17 protein-coding genes and 1 riboswitch are annotated in these 18,724 nt (G+C 62.7%); of the genes, 4 read left to right on the forward strand and 13 right to left on the reverse strand.

The annotated features are described in order from the left end of the window. Nucleotides 1-82: 82 nt before the first annotated feature. The 12 genes from fabZ to rpsB all read right to left on the reverse strand — a co-directional run bounded on the left by fabZ (nucleotide 83) and on the right by rpsB (nucleotide 12,890). On the reverse strand, nucleotides 83-529 hold the full coding sequence (gene fabZ / locus CLI93_RS07725) for a 3-hydroxyacyl-ACP dehydratase FabZ (protein WP_095539697.1): 447 nt from the start codon (nucleotides 527-529) through the stop codon (nucleotides 83-85). Nucleotides 530-534: 5 nt separating this feature from the next. Continuing rightward, nucleotides 535-1,557 carry a UDP-3-O-(3-hydroxymyristoyl)glucosamine N-acyltransferase gene (gene lpxD / locus CLI93_RS07730; RefSeq protein ID WP_095541543.1) on the reverse strand — a complete coding sequence of 341 codons (1,023 nt, stop codon included), beginning with the start codon at nucleotides 1,555-1,557 and terminating at the stop codon, nucleotides 535-537. Nucleotides 1,558-2,185: 628 nt separating this feature from the next. Continuing rightward, nucleotides 2,186-2,698 carry an OmpH/Skp family outer membrane protein gene (locus tag CLI93_RS07735; protein WP_095541544.1) on the reverse strand — a complete coding sequence of 171 codons (513 nt, stop codon included), beginning with the start codon at nucleotides 2,696-2,698 and terminating at the stop codon, nucleotides 2,186-2,188. Between the two features lie 24 nt (nucleotides 2,699-2,722). Beyond that, nucleotides 2,723-5,017 (reverse strand): outer membrane protein assembly factor BamA, encoded by a 2,295-nt coding sequence (gene bamA, locus CLI93_RS07740; protein WP_095541639.1) that lies wholly within the window; start codon nucleotides 5,015-5,017, stop codon nucleotides 2,723-2,725. A gap of 46 nt (nucleotides 5,018-5,063) precedes the next feature. Continuing rightward, on the reverse strand, nucleotides 5,064-6,458 hold the full coding sequence (rseP, locus tag CLI93_RS07745; protein ID WP_095541545.1) for an RIP metalloprotease RseP: 1,395 nt from the start codon (nucleotides 6,456-6,458) through the stop codon (nucleotides 5,064-5,066). 30 nt (nucleotides 6,459-6,488) lie between these two features. After that, entirely contained in the window at nucleotides 6,489-7,709 is a 1,221-nt protein-coding gene (ispC, locus tag CLI93_RS07750) for a 1-deoxy-D-xylulose-5-phosphate reductoisomerase (protein ID WP_095541640.1), read from the reverse strand. 14 nt (nucleotides 7,710-7,723) lie between these two features. Further along, nucleotides 7,724-8,590 carry a phosphatidate cytidylyltransferase gene (locus CLI93_RS07755; RefSeq protein WP_095541546.1) on the reverse strand — a complete coding sequence of 289 codons (867 nt, stop codon included), beginning with the start codon at nucleotides 8,588-8,590 and terminating at the stop codon, nucleotides 7,724-7,726. Nucleotides 8,591-8,684: 94 nt separating this feature from the next. Further along, nucleotides 8,685-9,395 (reverse strand): polyprenyl diphosphate synthase, encoded by a 711-nt coding sequence (uppS, locus tag CLI93_RS07760; RefSeq protein WP_095541641.1) that lies wholly within the window; start codon nucleotides 9,393-9,395, stop codon nucleotides 8,685-8,687. A gap of 176 nt (nucleotides 9,396-9,571) precedes the next feature. Further along, a complete protein-coding gene (frr, locus tag CLI93_RS07765) occupies nucleotides 9,572-10,132 on the reverse strand; it encodes a ribosome recycling factor (RefSeq protein WP_095541547.1) in 561 nt (186 codons plus the stop codon). Between the two features lie 38 nt (nucleotides 10,133-10,170). Further along, nucleotides 10,171-10,902 (reverse strand): UMP kinase, encoded by a 732-nt coding sequence (gene pyrH, locus CLI93_RS07770; protein ID WP_095541548.1) that lies wholly within the window; start codon nucleotides 10,900-10,902, stop codon nucleotides 10,171-10,173. Nucleotides 10,903-11,094: 192 nt separating this feature from the next. Continuing rightward, nucleotides 11,095-11,982 (reverse strand): translation elongation factor Ts, encoded by an 888-nt coding sequence (gene tsf / locus CLI93_RS07775; RefSeq protein WP_095541549.1) that lies wholly within the window; start codon nucleotides 11,980-11,982, stop codon nucleotides 11,095-11,097. A gap of 152 nt (nucleotides 11,983-12,134) precedes the next feature. After that, nucleotides 12,135-12,890: a 30S ribosomal protein S2 gene (rpsB, locus tag CLI93_RS07780; RefSeq protein WP_095541550.1), complete on the reverse strand. Its 756-nt coding sequence runs from the start codon at nucleotides 12,888-12,890 to the stop codon at nucleotides 12,135-12,137. A 426-nt stretch (nucleotides 12,891-13,316) separates the two neighbouring features. Between rpsB and thrS the strand changes: the two genes are divergently transcribed. From thrS to tenA, 4 genes are all read left to right on the forward strand, one after another. Further along, nucleotides 13,317-15,236: a threonine--tRNA ligase gene (gene thrS, locus CLI93_RS07785; protein ID WP_095541551.1), complete on the forward strand. Its 1,920-nt coding sequence runs from the start codon at nucleotides 13,317-13,319 to the stop codon at nucleotides 15,234-15,236. A 107-nt stretch (nucleotides 15,237-15,343) separates the two neighbouring features. Next, on the forward strand, nucleotides 15,344-15,970 hold the full coding sequence (gene infC, locus CLI93_RS07790) for a translation initiation factor IF-3 (RefSeq protein ID WP_095541642.1): 627 nt from the start codon (nucleotides 15,344-15,346) through the stop codon (nucleotides 15,968-15,970). Between the two features lie 245 nt (nucleotides 15,971-16,215). Beyond that, nucleotides 16,216-16,359: riboswitch (TPP riboswitch) on the forward strand. Nucleotides 16,360-16,433: 74 nt separating this feature from the next. Beyond that, nucleotides 16,434-17,072 (forward strand): TenA family protein, encoded by a 639-nt coding sequence (locus CLI93_RS07795; RefSeq protein ID WP_095541643.1) that lies wholly within the window; start codon nucleotides 16,434-16,436, stop codon nucleotides 17,070-17,072. A gap of 15 nt (nucleotides 17,073-17,087) precedes the next feature. Then, the gene (gene tenA, locus CLI93_RS07800; RefSeq protein ID WP_095541552.1) at nucleotides 17,088-17,750 is read left to right on the forward strand and encodes a thiaminase II; all 663 of its coding nucleotides are present in this window, start codon (nucleotides 17,088-17,090) and stop codon (nucleotides 17,748-17,750) included. A 64-nt stretch (nucleotides 17,751-17,814) separates the two neighbouring features. Here tenA and CLI93_RS07805 read toward each other — a convergent pair whose 3' ends face one another. Continuing rightward, on the reverse strand, nucleotides 17,815-18,585 hold the full coding sequence (locus CLI93_RS07805; protein ID WP_095541644.1) for a GntR family transcriptional regulator: 771 nt from the start codon (nucleotides 18,583-18,585) through the stop codon (nucleotides 17,815-17,817). Nucleotides 18,586-18,724 lie beyond the last annotated feature (139 nt).

The raw sequence follows: 18,724 nt of genomic DNA on the forward strand, positions 1-18,724 counted from the left end.
GCGGATCGGGGCAGTATGCGAGGCCGAAAAGCCTCGCCGGGCCAAGCACAAGGCTACACCGCGCTCTGCCATCGGCCATGAATCAGCCGCGCTCGACCGGGCGCATGGTACACATCAGGTCGGCCTCGGCCACAACCTGACCATCGACCTTGGCCACGCCCTTGTACTTGTAGATGCCGCCACGCACGCGGTCGATGCTGGCTTCCAGCACGAGCTGATCGCCCGGCACCACAGGGCGCTTGAACCGCGCATTGTCAATGCCGACAAAATAAAACACCTTGTCTTCGCCCGGCGCCTCGCCATAGGTCTCAAAGGACAACAGCCCAGCGGCCTGAGCCAGAGCTTCGAGCACCAGCACCCCGGGCATGACGGGATTCTTCGGAAAGTGCCCGTTGAAGAAGGGCTCGTTGACGGTCACGTTCTTGTAAGCAACGATGCGCTCGCCCAAGTGAATTTCCGTCACCCGATCCACCAGCAAAAAAGGATAGCGGTGCGGCAGAAGTTCGAAGATCTTGTGAATGTTCATGATGGTCGTCATGCCGATGTGTGTGGCGGCTGCACGCCTTGCAGAGCCGCCAATTCTTTTTCCAGCGCCTTGATGCGTTCACGCATTTTCTTGAGCTGGCGCAACAGGGCTGCATTTTGTTCCCATTTTGCGTGAGGCTCGAACGGATAAACCCCTGTATAGCGCCCCGGCTCAGTCAGCGAGCGCGAAATGACGGTCGCCCCCGAGACATGGGTGTTGTCGGCCAGCTCGATATGGCCCACTACCCCCACGCCACCGGCCAGGGTGCAATTGGCTCCAATCTTGGTGCTGCCCGAAATGCCCACGCAGGCGGCCATGGCCGTGTTTTCCCCAACCTGCACGTTGTGCGCGATCTGGATCAGGTTGTCGAGCTTGACGCCGTTGGCGATCACGGTGTCGCCCAGAGCGCCACGGTCGATACAGGTATTGGCGCCGATTTCCACGTCATCGCCAATGCGCACCGCGCCCAATTGCTCGATCTTGACCCAGACCTTGCCGCCAGGAGCAGGGGCTTGTGCAAAGCCAAAGCCATCGCCGCCAATCACCGCGCCGGACTGCACAATGCACCGTGCGCCGATCTCACAGTTGCGCTCGATCGTCACGCGCGCGCCAATGCGGCTGTGCGCGCCGATGCGCACGCCCGGGCCAATCACCGTCAATGGCCCAATACTGGCTGTGGCATCGATCTGCGCCGAGGGGTCAACCACCGCGCTGGGGTGGATGCCCGGCGAGGGCAGATCGCCCTGCCGCTGCCGCCACCACTGCGTCAGCTGTGCGAAATACAGATAGGGGTCATCGGCCACGATGCAGGCGCCGCGCGCCTGGGCCTGCTCGGCATGGGTTGCCGACACGATCACGCAGGCTGCCTGGCTGGCCTGCAGCAGGGGGAGCATGCGTGGATTGCTCAAAAAGCTGATCTGCGTTGGGCCGGCAGACTCCAGCGCCGCAATGGCCGTGACTGCAGTCGCAGCATCGCCATGCAGCTGTCCGCCCAGTGCCGCGCAAATTTCTCCAAGCGTTGCCGCTGTCACATGTCGTTCCTGTAAAAAGTCCCGCCCTACCCTTCAAGCACACCAATCAGGCTTGTGCTGGGGGAAGCACAGGCTCAAAAAACTGCATTCCTGCGGTGCCCTACCAGCAGACGGGAAAACACTTGGTACGCCACTGCCGGGACTGGCCTGGCGCGGGGACAATGGCTTTAAGAGCCTGCTCAAAGCCCCTGCTAAGGCCACTGCACGGCTGGCAAAAAAGTGGATTTTGAGAGGTCTGCGCGGGCGTTGCGCGGCCTCGCTGTAGCTTGGGCTATGGCTGCGCTTTGCGCCTTGCAGACCCATTCCACACCACTTTTTGCCCGCCCACACCGAACCCTCGAACAGGCTCTAAAGCCACCAGCAACCTGAGCGCTTATCGCGATGTAGAGACAAGCCCCTTGCCAACCATGCCCAATCAGCTATGACCAAGATGAGTCAGGCCCAAAGCCGCAATTGATCAATGCAATGTTCTGAAACCTTGCAATGTGTCTCTACTTTTCCCATTCAGCTTCGGCAGTGGGCATGGGCTGCGCACCCAATCAGCGCACAGAAAAGCCCTTCAAATATCAGGTGGCTACGCTGAATCATGTCCAGCGCAGCCACCTTAGCCTCAGAGCTGGCCGCAATCTCAGCGGCTGCCGTTGAGCGCGCGGATGACCTTGTCGGTGATATCGTGCTGCGGGCTGACCCAGACGGCCTCCTGCAGGATCACGTCGTACTTCTCGCTTTCGGCCACTTGCTGCACCACAGCATTGGCGCGCTCAAGCACCTTGGCCAGCTCCTCAGTCTTGCGGGCGGCCAGATCTTCCTGGAATTCGCGGCGCTTGCGCTGGAATTCGCGATCCTGATCCATCAGCTGGCGCTGGCGCTGGGTGCGCTGGCTTTCCGAGAGGGTTGCGGCCTCACGTTCGAAACGCTCGGATGCGGCCTGCAGGCTGTTGCCCAGGTTGACGATTTCCTTCTCGCGGCGCGAGAACTCCTGCTCCAGGCGTTGCTGAGCGCTCTTGGCCATGTTGGCGTCGCGCAGGATGCGGTCGGTATTGACGAAGCCGGCCTTGAAGCTTTGCGCCATGGCAGGCGCACAGGCCAGAGCCGCAGCCAGAACGACAGCGGAAGAGAGTTTGGAGGTCAATGCTTTCATGACAGACGCTTTGAGGACAAAGGGTTAAAAGGAAGTCCCGATCTGGAACTGAATTTCTTCGATTCTATCGCCAGCTTTCTTGCGGATCGGATGGGCGTAGGCAATGCGCAGCGGGCCCACGGGAGAAATCCAGCTCAGGCCCAGGCCGGTGGAGGCGCGCAGGTCGGAGAAGCTGACTTTCTCATGCTCGCCAAACACATTGCCGGCATCGACGAAGGCAAACACGCGCAGCGTGCGGTCGTTGCCAGCGCCTGGGAAGGGCGTGATGAACTCGACGTTCATGTTGACCTTCTTGGCGCCGCCCAGCGATGCCCCGATCAGGTCGCGCGGGCCCAAGGTGCCTTGCTCAAAGCCACGCACCGACCCCAAGCCGCCCGAATAGAAATTCTTGAACACCGGGAAGGGCTGGCCGCTGAAGCCCTTGCCCCAGCCCAGCTCGCCATTGAAGGCCAGCGTGTAGCGCTTGCTCAACGGCAGGTATTGCTGGTACTGGTAGTTGCTCTTCAGGTAGCGCGTATCGCCCGCGAAGGACCATTCGCTGTTAAAGCGCTGGTAACGCCCTTCGTTGGGCGCCAAGGCGCTGTCACGGCTGTCACGCGACCAGCCGATGGTAAAGGGCACCGAGGTGCTGCTGTAGCCAAAGGTGTCGGCGTAGTGCAGATAGGCCGCAGGAATGGCGGTGCCGGGCTTGATGCGGTTGCGCTCCACCCCCAGGCCGAAGTAAACGGTGTCGATCTCGCTGAAGGGCACGCCAAAGCGCAGCGCGCCGCCGTAGGTGACCAGCGAATAATTGCCGCCCATGCGGTCGTAAGGCTTGTCGGTGCGGTAGTAGGCATCGAGCGTGCGCGACACGCCCGACTGGGTGAAGTAGGGATTAGTGGTGCTGAACACCAACGTGCGGTTGTATTTGCTGGTGTTCAGGTCCACACCCAGATAATGGCCTGAGCCCATGAAATTCTCCTGCTTGAGCGCGAAGGAGAACGAGAGCTTGTCGGCGCTGGAAAAGCCTGCGCCAATCTGCACCGAGCCGGTGGGCTTCTCCGCCACGGTGATCTGCAGATCAACCTGATCGGGCACGCCCGGCACCTCCTGGGTCTCGACTTCGACCTGGGTGAAGTAGCCCAGCCGGTCGACGCGGTCGCGCGAGAGGCGAATCTTCTCGCCGTCGTACCAGGAGGCCTCGTACTGGCGGAACTCGCGGCGGATGACCTCATCGCGCGTGCGTGTATTGCCGGTGACGTTGATGCGCCGCACGTACACGCGCGCCTGCGGCTCCGAGCGCAGCACGATGGCCACGGTATTGCGCTCGCGGTCCACCTCGGGCTGAGCCTGCACACGGGCGAAGGCGTAGCCATAGTTGCCGAAGTGCTCGGTGAAGGCCTCGCGGGTGTTGGTCACCTCCTCCTCGTTGAAGGGCTGTCCGGGGCGGATCTGCACCAGCGACTTGAATTCGTCGTCACGCCCCAGGTAATCGCCCTCCAGGCGCACGCCAGAGACGGCAAAGCGCTCGCCCTCGTGCACGTTGATGGTGATGGAGATACTTTGCTTGTCGGGCGAGATCGCCACCTGCGTGGAGTCGATGCGGAAATCCAGGTAGCCGCGCTGCAGGTAATGCGAGCGCACACTTTCCAGATCGGCATTGAGCTTGGCGCGCGAGTAGCGGTTGGACTTGGTATACCAGCTCAGCCAGCCTCCGGTGTCCTGATCCATCAGACCCTTGAGAGTGGATTCGCTGAAGGCTTTGTTGCCGGTGAAACGGATGTCGCCGATCTTGGCCACGCCGCCCTCGGTGACGGTGAACACCAGGTTGACGCGGTTGCGATCCACCGGCGTGACGGTGGTCACGACCTGCGCGCCGTAGTAACTGCGCGAGAGGTATTGACGCACCAGCTCCTGCTCGGCGCGGTCGGCCAGCGATCGATCAAAGGGCCGCCCTTCTGCCAGGCCCACGTCGCGCATGGCGTTGACCAGGGCCTCGCGGTCAAATTCGCGCGTGCCGGCAAACTCCACGCTGCCAATCACCGGGCGCTCCTGCACCACGACCACCAGCACATTGCCATCGGCCTCAATGCGCACATCATTGAACAGACCCAGCGCAAACAGCGCGCGGATTGAATCAGAGGCCTTGTCGTCCGTGTACTGATCGCCCACCCGGATCGGCAGCGAGGCAAAGACTGTGCCCGGCTCGACGCGCTGCAGCCCCTCGACGCGGATGTCGCGCACCGTGAAGGGCTCGATGGCCCAAAGCGGCAGGCTGCAGGCGCAAGCGGTCACGGCCGCTGCCGCGCGCATGGAAAAACGTTTTAACAAGTGGTTCATGGATTGCATCAATCGCGCGCCACAGCGCCTGGGCCGGACGAGCCAACTAGGACAGCAGCCGCGCCAAATCATTGAACAGGGCCAACGCCATCAACATGAAAAGGGCTGCAATGCCCAAGGCTTGCAGCCGCTCCAACCAGAGCACGGACACTGGCCTGCCAGTGACCGCCTCCCAAAGATAATATATCAGGTGCCCGCCATCGAGTATCGGCAGCGGCAGCAAATTCAACACCCCCAGGCTGAGGCTGACCACGGCCAGAAATTGCAGGAATTGCACCATGCCCAGGCGCGCCGATTGGCCGGCATATTGGGCAATGCTGACAGGGCCGCTGAGGTTTTGCAGCGATGCCTGCCCCAGTACCATGCGGCCAAACATGCGCAGTGTGAGCGCAGCCATCTCGCCACTGAGCTGCACCCCACGCACCAGCCCATCCCAGGCGCCATAACGCACCCGCACCAGGGCTGCTGCAGGGCCGGGACCCAGGTAAGCGCCCACTTCCGCCCAGCGCCGCGCGCCCTCCTGCCGCAGGCGCGGCTGCACCTGCAGCTGCAGCGGCTGGCCATTGCGCTGCACCGTCCAGCGCTGCACGGGCATGGCGGTCGCGGCCACGCCGGGCGGGCCATCGGCCACCCGGCTGGGCAGCGCATGCAGCAGGGCGATCAGCTGCTGCACATCGCCCATGGGCACGCCGTCCACGGCCTGCACGATGTCGCCCGGTTGCAGCCCGGCCTGCGCCGCCGGGCTGCCTGGCTGGATGCTGCCGAGCTGCGGCGGCGCCATTGGCGCGAGCAGCCCAATGCGACGCAGCGCCTGGGCATCCAAATCCTGCAGCTGTAGAACCGACAGGGGCAGGCGCAGCTCCTGCTGATCGTCGCCACGCTGCACCTGCAGCCACACGTCCTGCTGCAACAAGGCGGCGCGCTGCAGCGCCCAGCTCAACTCGTCGAAAGACTGAATGATCTGGGGTCGGCTGCCCTGCCCTACGCGCAACTGCAGAACCCGATCGCCCTGCCGCAAGCCCGCCTGAGCCGCCAACGAATCGGCCTCGGGCGTGGCCAGCAGCGCCTGCGGGGCCTGCACCCCCCACCAGTTGACGGCCGAAAAGCACAGCACGGCCAGCAGCAGATTGGCCAGCGGCCCGGCCAGCACGATGGCCACGCGCTGCAACAATGGGCGCCGGTTGAAGGCGCGCGCCAGCTCCTCTGGCGGCACAGGGCCTTCGCGCTCATCGAGCATGCGTACATAGCCGCCCAGCGGCAGGGCCGAGAGCACGAACTCGGTCTCATTGCCCGGGCGTTGCCAGCGCAGCAGCGGCCGCCCCATACCGATGGAAAAGCGCAGCACCTTCACGCCGCAAGCGCGCGCCATGCGGTAGTGGCCATATTCGTGGATGGTCACCAACAGGCCGATGGTGACGAGAAAAGCCAACAAGGTCAGCATGGCAGCGCTTGTCGGATGTGCGCCATGGCTTTAACCCAGGCGCGCCACGCTGGCCTGGGCCAGGCGCCGCGCACGCTCGTCGAGCTCCAGCAAGGCGGGCAACGAATCCACGGCCCCGGTGGCGCAGTGTTCCAGCGTGTGGGCATTGACGGCATGGATGCGGTCAAAGCGCAATCTGCCTTGCAAGAAGGCTTCGACCGCCACCTCGTTGGCGCCATTGAGTACTGCCGTGCTGCCGGCTGGGCCTTTCAGCGCCTGCCAGGCCAGGGCCAGGCAAGGAAAACGCCGCTGGTGCTGCGCATCGTCAAACGATTCGAACGTCAGGGCGCGCAGCGCCATGAAATCCAGCCGCGCGCTGCCGGACTCCATGCGCTCCGGCCAGGACAGGCCGTAGGCAATGGGCACGCGCATATCGGGCGTGCCCAACTGCGCAACGATGGAGCCATCGCGATACTGCACCATGGAATGAATCACGCTTTGAGGGTGGATGAGCACCTGCAGCTGCTCGGGCGGCAGGTCGAACAGATAGCGCGCCTCGATCACCTCCAGCGCCTTATTCATCATCGTGGCCGAGTCCACCGAAATCTTGCGCCCCATGCTCCAGTTCGGGTGGGCACAGGCCTGCTCGGGGGTGACTTCGGCCAGCGTGGCCGGGTCGCGCTGGCGGAACGGCCCGCCCGAGGCGGTGAGGATGATTTTCTCCACGCGCGCGGCCCAGGTTTCGGACGACTCAGGCAGCGATTGGAAAATGGCCGAATGCTCGCTGTCGATGGGCAACAGCGTCGCCCCATGCATGCGCACCTGCTGCATGAACCAGGCGCCGCCCACCACCAGCGCCTCTTTATTGGCCAGCAGCAGTTTCTTGCCGGCCTGCACGGCCGCCAGCGCCGGCGGCAAGCCCGCCACGCCAACAATGGCCGCCATCACAGTGTCGACCTCCTCGTGTGCAGCCAACTGCGCGATGGCCTGACTGCCCACCAGCACCTGCGTGCCGCTGACGCCTTGCTCCCGCAATTGCTGGAGCAGAGCCTGGGCCACGTCCGCCTCCGGCACGGCGGCGTAGCGCGGCTGAAATTGCATGCACTGCTGCACCAGGCGCTGCACGTTGCGCCCTGCCGTGAGAGCAAAGACTTCGAAACTCCCGGGGTGCCGCGCCAGCACATCCAGCGTGCTGACCCCAATTGAACCGGTGGAGCCCAGCACAGTGATGCGCTGGCGCGCGGCCTGGGATGGAGCCTTGGGCTGAACCATGAATTGCTGCGCCATCACACGGCCCTCGCCAACAATGCCAGCACCAGCATGCCCATGGGCATGACCGGCAGCAGACCATCGATGCGATCCAACATGCCGCCGTGGCCGGGCAGGATGGCGCTGCTGTCCTTCACGCCTGCGGCGCGCTTGATCAGCGATTCCAGCAAATCGCCCAGCACGCTCATGGCCGTCAGGGCCAGGCACACCCCAATCATCATGGTCAGGCCCTGCTGGCGCACCAGCCCGTAAAAGCTGCGCCCCCAGTCTTCGGCCAGCGAGCGATCCAGCCACAGCCACAGAAAGGCCAGCAGCACAACGCCAATCATGCCGCCAAACACGCCCTCCCAGCTCTTGCCGGGGCTGACTGTAGGCGCCAGCTTGCGCGCCACCAGCTTCTGCCCAAAGGTGCGGCCTGCAAAGTAGGCGCCGATATCGGCCATCCACACCAGCGCCATCAGCGACAGCAGGTAGTTGATGCCCAGCTGGTAGGCCCGCAGCACAGCCACCCAGACCACGGCGAACACCACGATGCCCAACAGCAGCCGCAGGGCGCGCGGCAGCGCCAGCCAGCCGGCCGTGCCTTCACGCAGCACGAACACCGCCCCCACCAGCCAGGCCATGGAAAAGAGCAGCCAGAACAGGCTGGGCTTGCTGACCTCTTGCACACCGTTGAGCGCGGCCACCGTGCAGCCCAGTGCAAACACCAGCCCGACCACCTTCGCGGCCATGCCGCCAATGCCGTTGAGCCTGGCCCATTCCCAGGCTGTGATGCTCAGCACCGCCGTCACCAGCACCACGAAAGGCCAATCCCAAGGGGCGAACAGGCAGACCAGAATCACTGCCAGCAAGGCCAGGGCGGTGATGATTCTTTGCTTCAACATCCAGAAATCCCCAACAAAAAAGAAGGCTGCGGCACAGCATTTTCAGCATTCAGGCCGCAGCCAATCGCATGGCCCGTGATCCGCAGTCCGGCGATCAGCGCGCCACTTGCTCCCCCGTCTTGCCAAAACGGCGCTGCCGCTGCGCATAGTCGCAAAGCGCAGCATCCAGGTCTTGGGCATCGAAATCAGGCCAGAGCACATCGGAAAAATACAGCTCCGTATAGGCCAGCTGCCACAACAGGAAATTGCTGATGCGCAACTCACCGCCGGTGCGAATGAGCAAGTCCGGATCGGGCACATGCGCCAGCGCCAGCGCGCCCGACAGGCCGTCCGCATCAATGGGCTGGCCTTGCTGGCGCAGGCGCTCGGCAGCCTGGGCGATGTCCCAACGCCCACCATAGTTGAAGCAGACATTGAGGATCAGGCGATCATTGCCTGCAGTGTCCCGCTCGGCCTGCGCCAGGCTGGCACGCACCTTCTCGCTCAAGCTGGCGCGATCGCCCACGCAATGCAGGCGCACGCCATTGGCTTGCAGGCTGGTGATTTCCTTGGCCAGCGCCGAAGCCATCAGCCCCATCAAGCCGTCGACCTCATCGGCAGGCCGGGCCCAGTTCTCAGAGGAAAAGGCAAACACCGTCAGCACCCGCACGCCACGCTGGCCGCACAGGCCCACGCAACGGCGCAACGCATCCACCCCCTTTTTGTGCCCTGCCAGACGGGGCAGCATGCGCCGCTGGGCCCAGCGACCATTGCCATCCATGACGATGGCAATGTGCTGCGGCAAAGCAGATGAGGCTGAGGCCATGGACACTCCAAACAGCGTGCGGGCAGCACTGCTTCAGGGAAAAACCAAAAGCGCCGCATCTGATCTGTGCAGCGCAAGCCCGGCTGGGCGCGGGCTCTCCGCAAATCTCCGTCCCACCATGCCAAAACGGCGGGCGCGGCGAAAAAAATGACTGCTAAAAGATCGTGAGCGGGGGCTCAGACCTCCATCACGTCCTTTTCCTTGGCCTCGACCAGGGTATCGATTTCCGCGATGAATTTGTCGGTGAGTTTTTGCACGTCGGCTTCGGAACGCTTTTGCTCGTCCTCGGAGGCCTGCTTGTCCTTGACCAACTTCTTGACCGCGTCGTTGGCATCGCGGCGCAGATTGCGCACGGCAATCTTGGCATTCTCGCCCTCGCTGCGCACCAGCTTGGTCATTTCTCGGCGGCGCTCCTCGCTCATCGGCGGCATGGGCACTCGGATCAGCTCGCCCATGCTGGCAGGGTTCAGGCCCAAATCACTTTCGCGAATGGCTTTTTCGATTTTGGCGGCCATGTCCCGCTCCCAAGGCTGCACGCTGATGGTGCGCGCATCGAGCAGAGCCACGTTGGCCACCTGGCTGATGGGCACTTGCTGCCCGTAATACTCCACCTGCACAGTGTCGAGCAGGCCGGGGTTGGCGCGCCCGGTGCGAATCTTGGCCAATTGGTTCTTGAAGGCAGCGATGGACTGTTCCATCTTGCCCTGGGTGTTTTTGCGAATGTCGGCAATCGTCATGGCAATTCTCCTGGTTTCATGTCAGCGAGAGGCTTGGCTCAGGCATAGACCAGCGTGCCCTCATCCTCGCCGCGCACCACGCGCTGCAGGGCGCCGGGCTTGACGATGGAAAAGACCTTGATGGGCAGCTTCTGATCGCGGCATAGGGCGAACGCCGTGGCATCCATGATGCCCAAGTTCTTCACCATCGCCTCGTCGAAGCTGATGCGGCTGTAGCGCTGAGCCTGCGGATCCTTCATCGGGTCGGCGCTGTAGACACCGTCCACCTTGGTGGCCTTGAGCACCAGTTGCGCCCCCACCTCGGCCCCTCGCAATGCAGCGGCTGTATCGGTGGTGAAGAATGGATTGCCAGTGCCTGCGGCAAAGACGACGATCTTGCCCTCTTCCAAGTACTGCAAAGCCTTGGGCCGCACATAGGGCTCGGCCACCTGGTCAATCGAGATGGCGGACATGACGCGCGCGGGCACGCCCTTGCGGTCGATGGCATCGGCCAGCGCCAGCGAGTTCATCACCGTGGCCAGCATGCCCATGTAGTCGGCCGTGGCACGATCCATGCCAGCGGCGCCGCCGGCCATGCCGCGAAAAATATTGCCGCCTCCGATCACAATGGCCAGCTGAACTCCCATCTGGGCCACGGCAATGATTTCCTGAACCATCCTCTCGATGGTCTCCCGATTGATGCCAAAGGCATCATCGCCCATCAGGGCTTCGCCAGAGAGCTTGAGCAAAATGCGCGAATAGGCTGGGGTGGGGGCGGCGGTATCGGTCATCACGGATGAGGCTGGTCAAATTTCATGGGGCACGGGCCTGGCGATCTACGCTTCACAACAACAGCGTGAGCATTGATATCACCGACAGCCACCTGACCGGGCGCAACGCAAAGCAGCGCCCAGCAGAAGAACCGGCGGCGGCGCGCCCCTTGACAAGGCCTATGTCACGCCGCACACCGGACTCTCAAGGCATCAGCCCTTGGCCGCAGCCATCTGGGCTGCCACCTCGGCAGCGAAGTCATCAACTTTCTTCTCAATGCCCTCGCCCACGACGTACAGAGTAAAACCATGCACCGTGGTGCCTTTTTCCTTGAGCATCTGGCCCACGTTCTGCTTGTCATTCTTGACGAAAGGCTGGTCCAGCAGCGCCACTTCCTTGAGGTACTTGGCCACGGCGCCATCGACCATCTTGGCCACGATGTCGGCGGGCTTGCCCGATTCTGCAGCCTTGCCTTGGGCAACGCTGCGCTCTTTCTCGATCAACTCGGCAGGCACGTCAGCGCCAGACAGCGCCACGGGCTTCATGGCCGCCACATGCATGGCCACGTCCTTGGCGGCAGCTTCGTCGCCATCGAACTCGACGACCACGCCAATGCGCGTGCCGTGCAAATAGTGCGCCAGCTGCTTGCCATTGGCAAAGCGTGCGAAGCGGCGCAGCGACATGTTCTCGCCAATCTTGCCGATCAGGCCCTTGCGAACCTCTTCCAGCGTGGGGCCAAAGCCGTCCTGGCTGTATTCCAGCGCGCCCAGTGCTTCCAGATCAGCAGGATTCTTTTCTGCCACCAGACGGGCGGCCGCATTGGCGAACTCCAGGAAACTGTCGTTCTTGCTGACGAAGTCCGTCTCGCAGTTGACCTCGACCATGGCGCCAGTCTGGCCCTGCATGGCCACAGCGATCACGCCTTCGGCCGTCACGCGCGAAGCGGCCTTGCCAGCCTTGGTGCCAAGCTTGATGCGCAGCAGCTCTTCGGCCTTGGCCATGTCGCCATCGGCCTCAACCAGGGCCTTCTTGGCCTCCATCATGGGCGCATCGGTTTTTGCACGAAGCTCTGCCACCATACTTGCTGTCACTGCAGCCATCACATTCTCCAATCCAAATCAGTACAAAAATCAAATTCTGCCGCTGGCATACGAAAAAGGGGCACTCTGTGCGACGCCCCCTTTTGATCGATGCACGCCGCTCTGACAAGAAAGCCAAGCGGCATCACGGCGCTGTGCGCGGGAGCAGCGGCTTACTCGGCCGCCTCCTCCTGCACCTCGACGAACTCATCGCCCTGCTCGCCAGCGGCCAGCTTGACCACTTCATCGACGGCGTTGTTGCGGCCCTCGATGATGGCGTCGGCAATGCCACGGGCATACAGGGCCACGGCCTTGGCCGAGTCGTCATTGCCGGGGATGACGTAGTCGATGCCTTCAGGGTTGTGATTGGTATCGACGACACCGATCAACGGAATGCCCAGCTTGTGCGCTTCAGACACGGCAATCTTGTGGTAACCCACGTCAATGACGAAGATCGCATCGGGCAGCGCGCTCATGTCCTGGATGCCACCGATGTCGCGCTCGAGCTTTTCGATCTCGCGCGAGAACATCAGTTGCTCTTTCTTGCTCATGGCTTCCAGACCAGCCTCCTGCTGAGCCTTCATATCCTTGAGGCGCTTGACCGAAGTCTTCAGGGTCTTGAAGTTGGTCAACATGCCGCCCAGCCAGCGCTGGTCCACATAGGGCATGCCGGCGCGCTGCGCTTCCTGGGCGACGAACTCGCGCGACTGGCGCTTGGTGCCCACGAACAGGATGGTGCCGCGATTGGCTGCCAGCTGGCGCGCAAACTTTTGCGCCTCCTGGAACTTGGGCAGCGTAGCCTCCAAGTTAATGATGTGAATCTTGTTGCGATGGCCGAAGATGAAGGGGGCCATCTTGGGGTTCCAGAAACGGGTTTGGTGGCCGAAATGCACACCCGCTTCCAGCATTTCACGCATGGTGATCGACATAGCTGTCTCTGCTTTCAAAGTCCGAAGGTTGGTTTCCTAGACCGGCCCCGCACTGGCACCCTGCGCCGCCATTGCCACAAAAGAGCACAATGACAACCGCAACTTGCGCAGCACCCTGGATGAACCGGCCTGCTATTTGCCTTGCTGCGATGCGAAGCCCGTAAAAGCACAATCAAAGCTTCAGCAGTACCCGCATCAAGCAAAACCGGTGGATTTTAGCACAGCAGCTACTTGCTGCAGCCGCTCGATCGGAAGCGGGCGACAGCCCCGCGTTTTGTGGGAAAATCGCGCGTTTTGCGTGCGCTTGGCAGTCCATTTGAATCCGCTGGACTGTCAACCGTGCAGAGACTTCGGACAGGATCTCAAGCGCGGCACAGGCCGCGTTTTTGCTTTTTACCCGGCACTTCTTCTTTTTTGGGCTTTCCCATGATTCAGATCACCCTTCCCGATGGTTCGCAGCGCCAGTTCGACAGCGCCGTCACCGTGGCCGAGGTGGCCGCCGCCATTGGCCCCGGCCTGGCCAAAAATACTGTGGCCGGCAAGGTCGATGGCCGCCTGGTGGATGCCAGCGATCTGATCGAGCACGACGCTCGCGTGCAAATCATCACCCCCAAGGATGAGGAAGGCGTAGACATCATCCGCCACTCCTGCGCCCACTTGGTGGGCCACGCCGTCAAGCAGCTCTACCCGTCGGCCAAGATGGTCATCGGCCCAGTGATCGACGAGGGCTTTTATTACGACATCTCCTACGAGCGCCCCTTCACCCCAGAGGACATGGCCGCTATTGAGCAGCGCATGAAGGAGCTGATCGCCAAGGACTACGATGTCATCAAGCGCATGACGCCGCGCGCTGAAGTCATCCGCATCTTTCAGGAGCGTGGCGAGGACTACAAGCTGCGCCTGATCGAGGACATGCCCAATGAACAGGCCATGGGCCTGTACTTCCACGAGGAATACGTGGACATGTGCCGCGGCCCGCATGTGCCCAACACGCGTTTTCTGAAGGCTTTCAAGCTCACCAAGCTGGCTGGCGCCTACTGGCGCGGCGACTCGCGCAACGAGCAGCTGCAGCGCATCTACGGCACGGCCTGGGCCGACAAGAAGCAGCTCGATGCCTACATCCAGCGCATTGAGGAGGCCGAAAAGCGCGACCACCGCCGCCTGGGCCGCGAGCTGGATCTGTTCCATCAGGACGAGCACTCGCCCGGCACCGTGTTCTGGCACCCCAAGGGCTGGATCATCTGGCAGCAAGTGGAGCAGTACATGCGCCGCGTCTACCAGGAAAACGGCTATCTCGAAGTCAAAGGCCCGCAAATCCTGGACAAAACCCTGTGGGAGAAAACCGGCCACTGGGACAAATACCGCGAGAACATGTTCATCACCGAGAGCGAAAAGCGCGACTACGCACTCAAGCCGATGAACTGCCCCGGCCACCTGCTGATCTTCAACCAAGGCATCAAGAGCTACCGCGACCTGCCGCTGCGCTATGGCGAATTCGGCCAGTGCCACCGCAACGAGCCCTCCGGCGGCCTGCACGGCATCATGCGCGTGCGCGCCTTCACGCAGGACGACGGCCACATCTTCTGCACGCCCGAGCAGCTGCAGGCCGAGGTGCAGCACTTCACCCAGGTGCTGCAGCGCGTCTACCGCGACTTTGGCTTCACCGACATCATCTACAAGGTCGCCACCCGGCCCGAGAAGCGCATCGGCACCGAAGAGAGCTGGGACCAGGCCGAGGCCGCGCTGATCGACAGCCTCAAGGCCAGCGGCGTGCAATACCGCATCGCCGAGGGCGACGGCGCCTTCTACGGCCCCAAGCTCGAATACACGCTGCGCGATGCCCTGGGGCGCGAATGGCAGTGCGGCACCATCCAGGTTGACCCCTCAATGCCTGAGCGCCTGGATGCCCAATACGTCGGCGAGGACGGCGCACGCCACCGCCCGCTGATGCTGCACCGCGCCATCGTCGGCAGCCTGGAACGCTTCATCGGCATCCTCATCGAGCACTATGCCGGCGCCCTGCCCGTCTGGCTGGCGCCGCAACAAGTCAGTGTGCTCAACATCACCGACGCCCAGGCCGACTACTGCCGCGAGCTTGTTGTAAAACTCCAAAAAGCCCTGCCGCACCAACCCATCCGCGCCGAGTTGGATTTACGCAACGAAAAGATCACTTATAAAATACGTGAGCACGCCTTGCAAAAAGTGCCGTTCATTCTCGTGGCCGGCGACAAGGAGAAGGCCGCAGGCACCGTGGCAGTCCGCGGCCGTGGCAACCAGGATTTGGGGGTCATGCCGCTGGAGCAATTCATCGCATTGATCAGCGAAAGAATTGCCGCCAAGCAATAAATGCCTGTCTGCCCTGTCCTCAGCCTGTTCATGATCTTTAAGGGCCTTGCTGCCCGCCACTCCGCCCGGCCATTGCCGGGCGGCTTCTTGCAACCAACCGTTTGAAGGTGAGAGCCATCGCTACTGAATACCGTGACCGTCGACACCGCGAAGAGCGCAAGCATCGACTCAACCGTGAAATCAACGCGCCCGAGCTGCGCGTGACCGGGCCAGACAATGAGCCCATCGGCGTCATCAGCCTGCAGGAAGCCCTGCGCATGGCCGGCGACCTGGATGTCGATCTGGTCGAGATCGCGCCCACCGCCAACCCGCCCGTGGCGCGCCTGATCGACTACGGCAAGTTCAAGTATCAGGAACAAAAACGCGCTGCCGAGGCCAAGGCCAAGCAGACCGTCATCGACATCAAGGAAGTCAAATTCCGCCCTGGCACCGACGACGGCGACTACAACATCAAGCTGCGCAACATCCGTCGTTTTCTTGAGGACGGCGACAAAGTCAAGGTCACACTGCGTTTTCGCGGCCGCGAAATCACCCACCAGAATCTGGGCCTGAACCTGCTCAACCGACTGCGCGAAGAACTGGGCGATGCCATCGTCGTCGAGCAATTCCCCAAGCTCGAAGGGCGCCAGATGATCATGATGATCGCGCCGCAAAAGAAAAAAGCCAGCGGCGGCGGCAAACCAAAGGCCACTGCCCCGCAGTCCCAGCCCGGCAGCGAAGCCGCCCCGGACTGATCCAAGCAACCACCCGCCCCAGGCCACCGCCCACTTAAGGGCGAGCCGCAAGCACCACCCACACGCGCTGCATGCCATCACAGATGATGGCTGCGGCGCGTCGTCGTCTGCGCCGAGCCCTGCTGCTACTCGCCAAGCAGACATCATTCCCGATGCGCCAGACGGGAAATACCGGCCGCTAACGCCAGCAGTCAGGCGCTATCATGCCGTCGGCGCAGGCTTCTCCACACGGCAGGCCTGCCTCCATATTCCCCGAGGGGAGCCCCGCGCCAAGGGGCTGAGAAACTGTTGGTCGGCACGCCCGCAGCGCCTGGGCATGCCCGGCAGCACAGTGACCCTTTGAACCTGATCCGGATCATGCCGGCGAAGGGACGGGCAAGGCCCCAGGTACAGCCCCCGCTGTCGCACCCAGGCCACCCCCGTGCTCCTCGCAGGCCCAATCCACACCAACGAGGAGCACACCATGACCGCCTTCACCGAACAACTGCGCCAAGCCAACCTGCAGACCTGGGAGCAGGCTGCCGAACACCGCTTCGTCCAAGAGCTGTTTGCCGGCACCATCGACGATGCCGTCATGGCCCACTACCTGATTCAGGATCACCGCTTCCTCGACAGCTTCCTGACCCTGCTGGGCAGCGCCATCGCCACCGCCGACACTTTCGAGGCGCGGCTGCGCTTTGGTCGCTTTGCCGGCATGGTCTCAGGCGACGAAAACACCTACTTCCTGCGCGCCTTCGAAGCCTTGGGCGTGAGTGAGGCGCGCCGCCACCAGGAGCCGGACACAGCCCCCACGCAGGGCTTTCAGGCCATCATGCGCGAGGCTGCTGCAACCCGCAACTACGCCGCCGTGCTGGCTGTGCTCAACGTCGCCGAATGGCTCTACCAGGACTGGGCCACACGCGGCAACAAGCCCTTGCCCGAGCACTTCGTGCACGCCGAATGGGTCACGCTGCACAACAACCCCTTCTTCAACGACTTCGTCGCCTTCCTGCGCGCCGAGCTCGACCGCATCGGCCCGGCGCACAGCGACATCGCGCACGACTTCTTCCGCCGCGCCGTGGCGCTGGAGCTGGCCTTCTTCGACGAAGCCTACAACGCCTGAACAGGAGCGCCGCCCATGACAACCGTCTTCGAGCGCCTCAAGGCTGCCGCCCTGTCCGACTGGAACCGCTACGTCGACCACCCCTTCATCCGCCAAATGGAAGCGGGCACCCTGCCCCAGCCCGTGTTCCAGCAGTACCTGATCCAGGACTACCTGTTCCTGATCCAATACGCGCGCGCCCACGCCCTGGCCATCTACAAAAGCCGCACACTGGAAGACATGCACATCGCACAGGAAGGGCTCAATGCCATCCTGGGCGAAATGAACCTGCACGTGCGCCTGTGCGAGCGCTGGGGCCTGAGCCCGGCCCAGCTCCAGGCCGCGCCCGAGCACCAGGCCACCGTGGCCTACACCCGCTACGTGCTCGACTGCGGCCAAAGTGGCGACCTGCTGGACCTGAACGTGGCCCTGGCCCCGTGCATGATCGGCTACGCCGAAATCGGCCGCCGCCTGGCCCCTGCTCTGGCCGCGCGGCCCGACCACCCCTACCGCGAATGGATCAGCGAATACTCCGGGCAAGCCTTTCAGCAAGCCGCCCAGGCCTGTATCGCCCACATGGACAAACTCGCTGCCCACGCCATGACCGAGGCACGTTTTACCGAACTCACCGCCATCTTCGCCCAAGCCGCCCGCCTGGAGGCTGACTTCTGGCAGATGGGCTTCGATCTGGCCAAGTAGGTGCCCGAACACTGATGTGGTCTGACTCACGCACCTGGCTCGCGGAGCAGGCACCGAAGGACAGTCACGAACTCTGGGTTTGCTGCGACAAGCCCAGCAATTGCTTGACCACCCTGCCCGTGTCCCGATAGTGGCGCGCCAACAAGCCGGCGGCCAGACCGGCATCGCGCGCCACTGCCGCATCCATGAGTTGGCGGTGCTCGGCCAGTACATCACGCCCCACCTGCCAGTACCGACCATCGCGCAGCGCCGGCTGACGGTAGCGCTCGCTTTGTGCATATAACTGTTCAGCAAAGCTCAGCAACCAACCTGAGCCGCAAGCTGCGATAAGGCTACGGTGGAACTCGTAGTGGCGTTGCTCGAACTGCGCCTCGGCATCGCTATGGCCGTCCTGTTCATCAGCTGCGTAGTAACGCCGGGTAGCCAAGGCCAACGCATGGTAGGCCGACACGACCTGAGCCTCCCACTGGTCGTCGCCCTTGACCAGGGATCGGCGCAACGCCTCACACTCGATGACGATGCGGGTCTCAATCACATCCCACATCTGCTCTTCGGAAAAAGGCGCTACGCGAAAACCGCGCGATGTGGTAGATACCACCAATTGCTCGCTAAGCAAGCGGTTTAAGGCCTCACGCAGCGGCGAGTAGCTGATTCCGTAACAATTCTTAAGTTGCGCCAGGCGCAGCGCCTGGCCTGCGGGAAAGCGCCCAGCAATGATGTCGCGGCGCAACGCTCGATGCGCTTGCTCGGCCAGGGTGATTTCTTCGTAGATGGCCCCCTCTGGCTGCGCAGAATGCGGGGCCTGTGTTTTGGCGACCTTTATGCGGGGCTTCATGGCGGACTCCGTAGACCACTGCTTCGTCTCATGGCTATCGGGCATAGACCTAGGCTGCGGCCCCAAACCGTAGACAGTCGAATGCAGTGGGATACAGGCAGCAGGTCAAAAATCTGCCAAGGTCGTGATGCCAAACCTT

The sequence above is a fragment of the Vandammella animalimorsus genome (genome assembly GCF_002288875.1).
In the GTDB taxonomy this organism is placed as follows: Bacteria; Pseudomonadota; Gammaproteobacteria; order Burkholderiales; family Burkholderiaceae_C; genus Lampropedia; species Lampropedia animalimorsus.

What these genes read in the sequence shown, in the direction of transcription:
- CLI93_RS07735 (WP_095541544.1), bottom strand. Translation starts at nt 2,698, where the DNA reads ATGAAAGCATTGACCTCCAAACTCTCTTCCGCTGTCGTTCTGGCTGCG.
- bamA (WP_095541639.1), bottom strand. Translation starts at nt 5,017, where the DNA reads ATGAACCACTTGTTAAAACGTTTTTCCATGCGCGCGGCAGCGGCCGTG.
- rseP (WP_095541545.1), bottom strand. Translation starts at nt 6,458, where the DNA reads ATGCTGACCTTGTTGGCTTTTCTCGTCACCATCGGCCTGTTGGTGACC.
- ispC (WP_095541640.1), bottom strand. Translation starts at nt 7,709, where the DNA reads ATGGTTCAGCCCAAGGCTCCATCCCAGGCCGCGCGCCAGCGCATCACT.
- CLI93_RS07755 (WP_095541546.1), bottom strand. Translation starts at nt 8,590, where the DNA reads ATGTTGAAGCAAAGAATCATCACCGCCCTGGCCTTGCTGGCAGTGATT.
- uppS (WP_095541641.1), bottom strand. Translation starts at nt 9,395, where the DNA reads ATGGCCTCAGCCTCATCTGCTTTGCCGCAGCACATTGCCATCGTCATG.
- frr (WP_095541547.1), bottom strand. Translation starts at nt 10,132, where the DNA reads ATGACGATTGCCGACATTCGCAAAAACACCCAGGGCAAGATGGAACAG.
- pyrH (WP_095541548.1), bottom strand. Translation starts at nt 10,902, where the DNA reads ATGACCGATACCGCCGCCCCCACCCCAGCCTATTCGCGCATTTTGCTC.
- tsf (WP_095541549.1), bottom strand. Translation starts at nt 11,982, where the DNA reads ATGGCTGCAGTGACAGCAAGTATGGTGGCAGAGCTTCGTGCAAAAACC.
- rpsB (WP_095541550.1), bottom strand. Translation starts at nt 12,890, where the DNA reads ATGTCGATCACCATGCGTGAAATGCTGGAAGCGGGTGTGCATTTCGGC.
- thrS (WP_095541551.1), top strand. Translation starts at nt 13,317, where the DNA reads ATGATTCAGATCACCCTTCCCGATGGTTCGCAGCGCCAGTTCGACAGC.
- CLI93_RS07795 (WP_095541643.1), top strand. Translation starts at nt 16,434, where the DNA reads ATGACCGCCTTCACCGAACAACTGCGCCAAGCCAACCTGCAGACCTGG.
- tenA (WP_095541552.1), top strand. Translation starts at nt 17,088, where the DNA reads ATGACAACCGTCTTCGAGCGCCTCAAGGCTGCCGCCCTGTCCGACTGG.
- CLI93_RS07805 (WP_095541644.1), bottom strand. Translation starts at nt 18,585, where the DNA reads ATGAAGCCCCGCATAAAGGTCGCCAAAACACAGGCCCCGCATTCTGCG.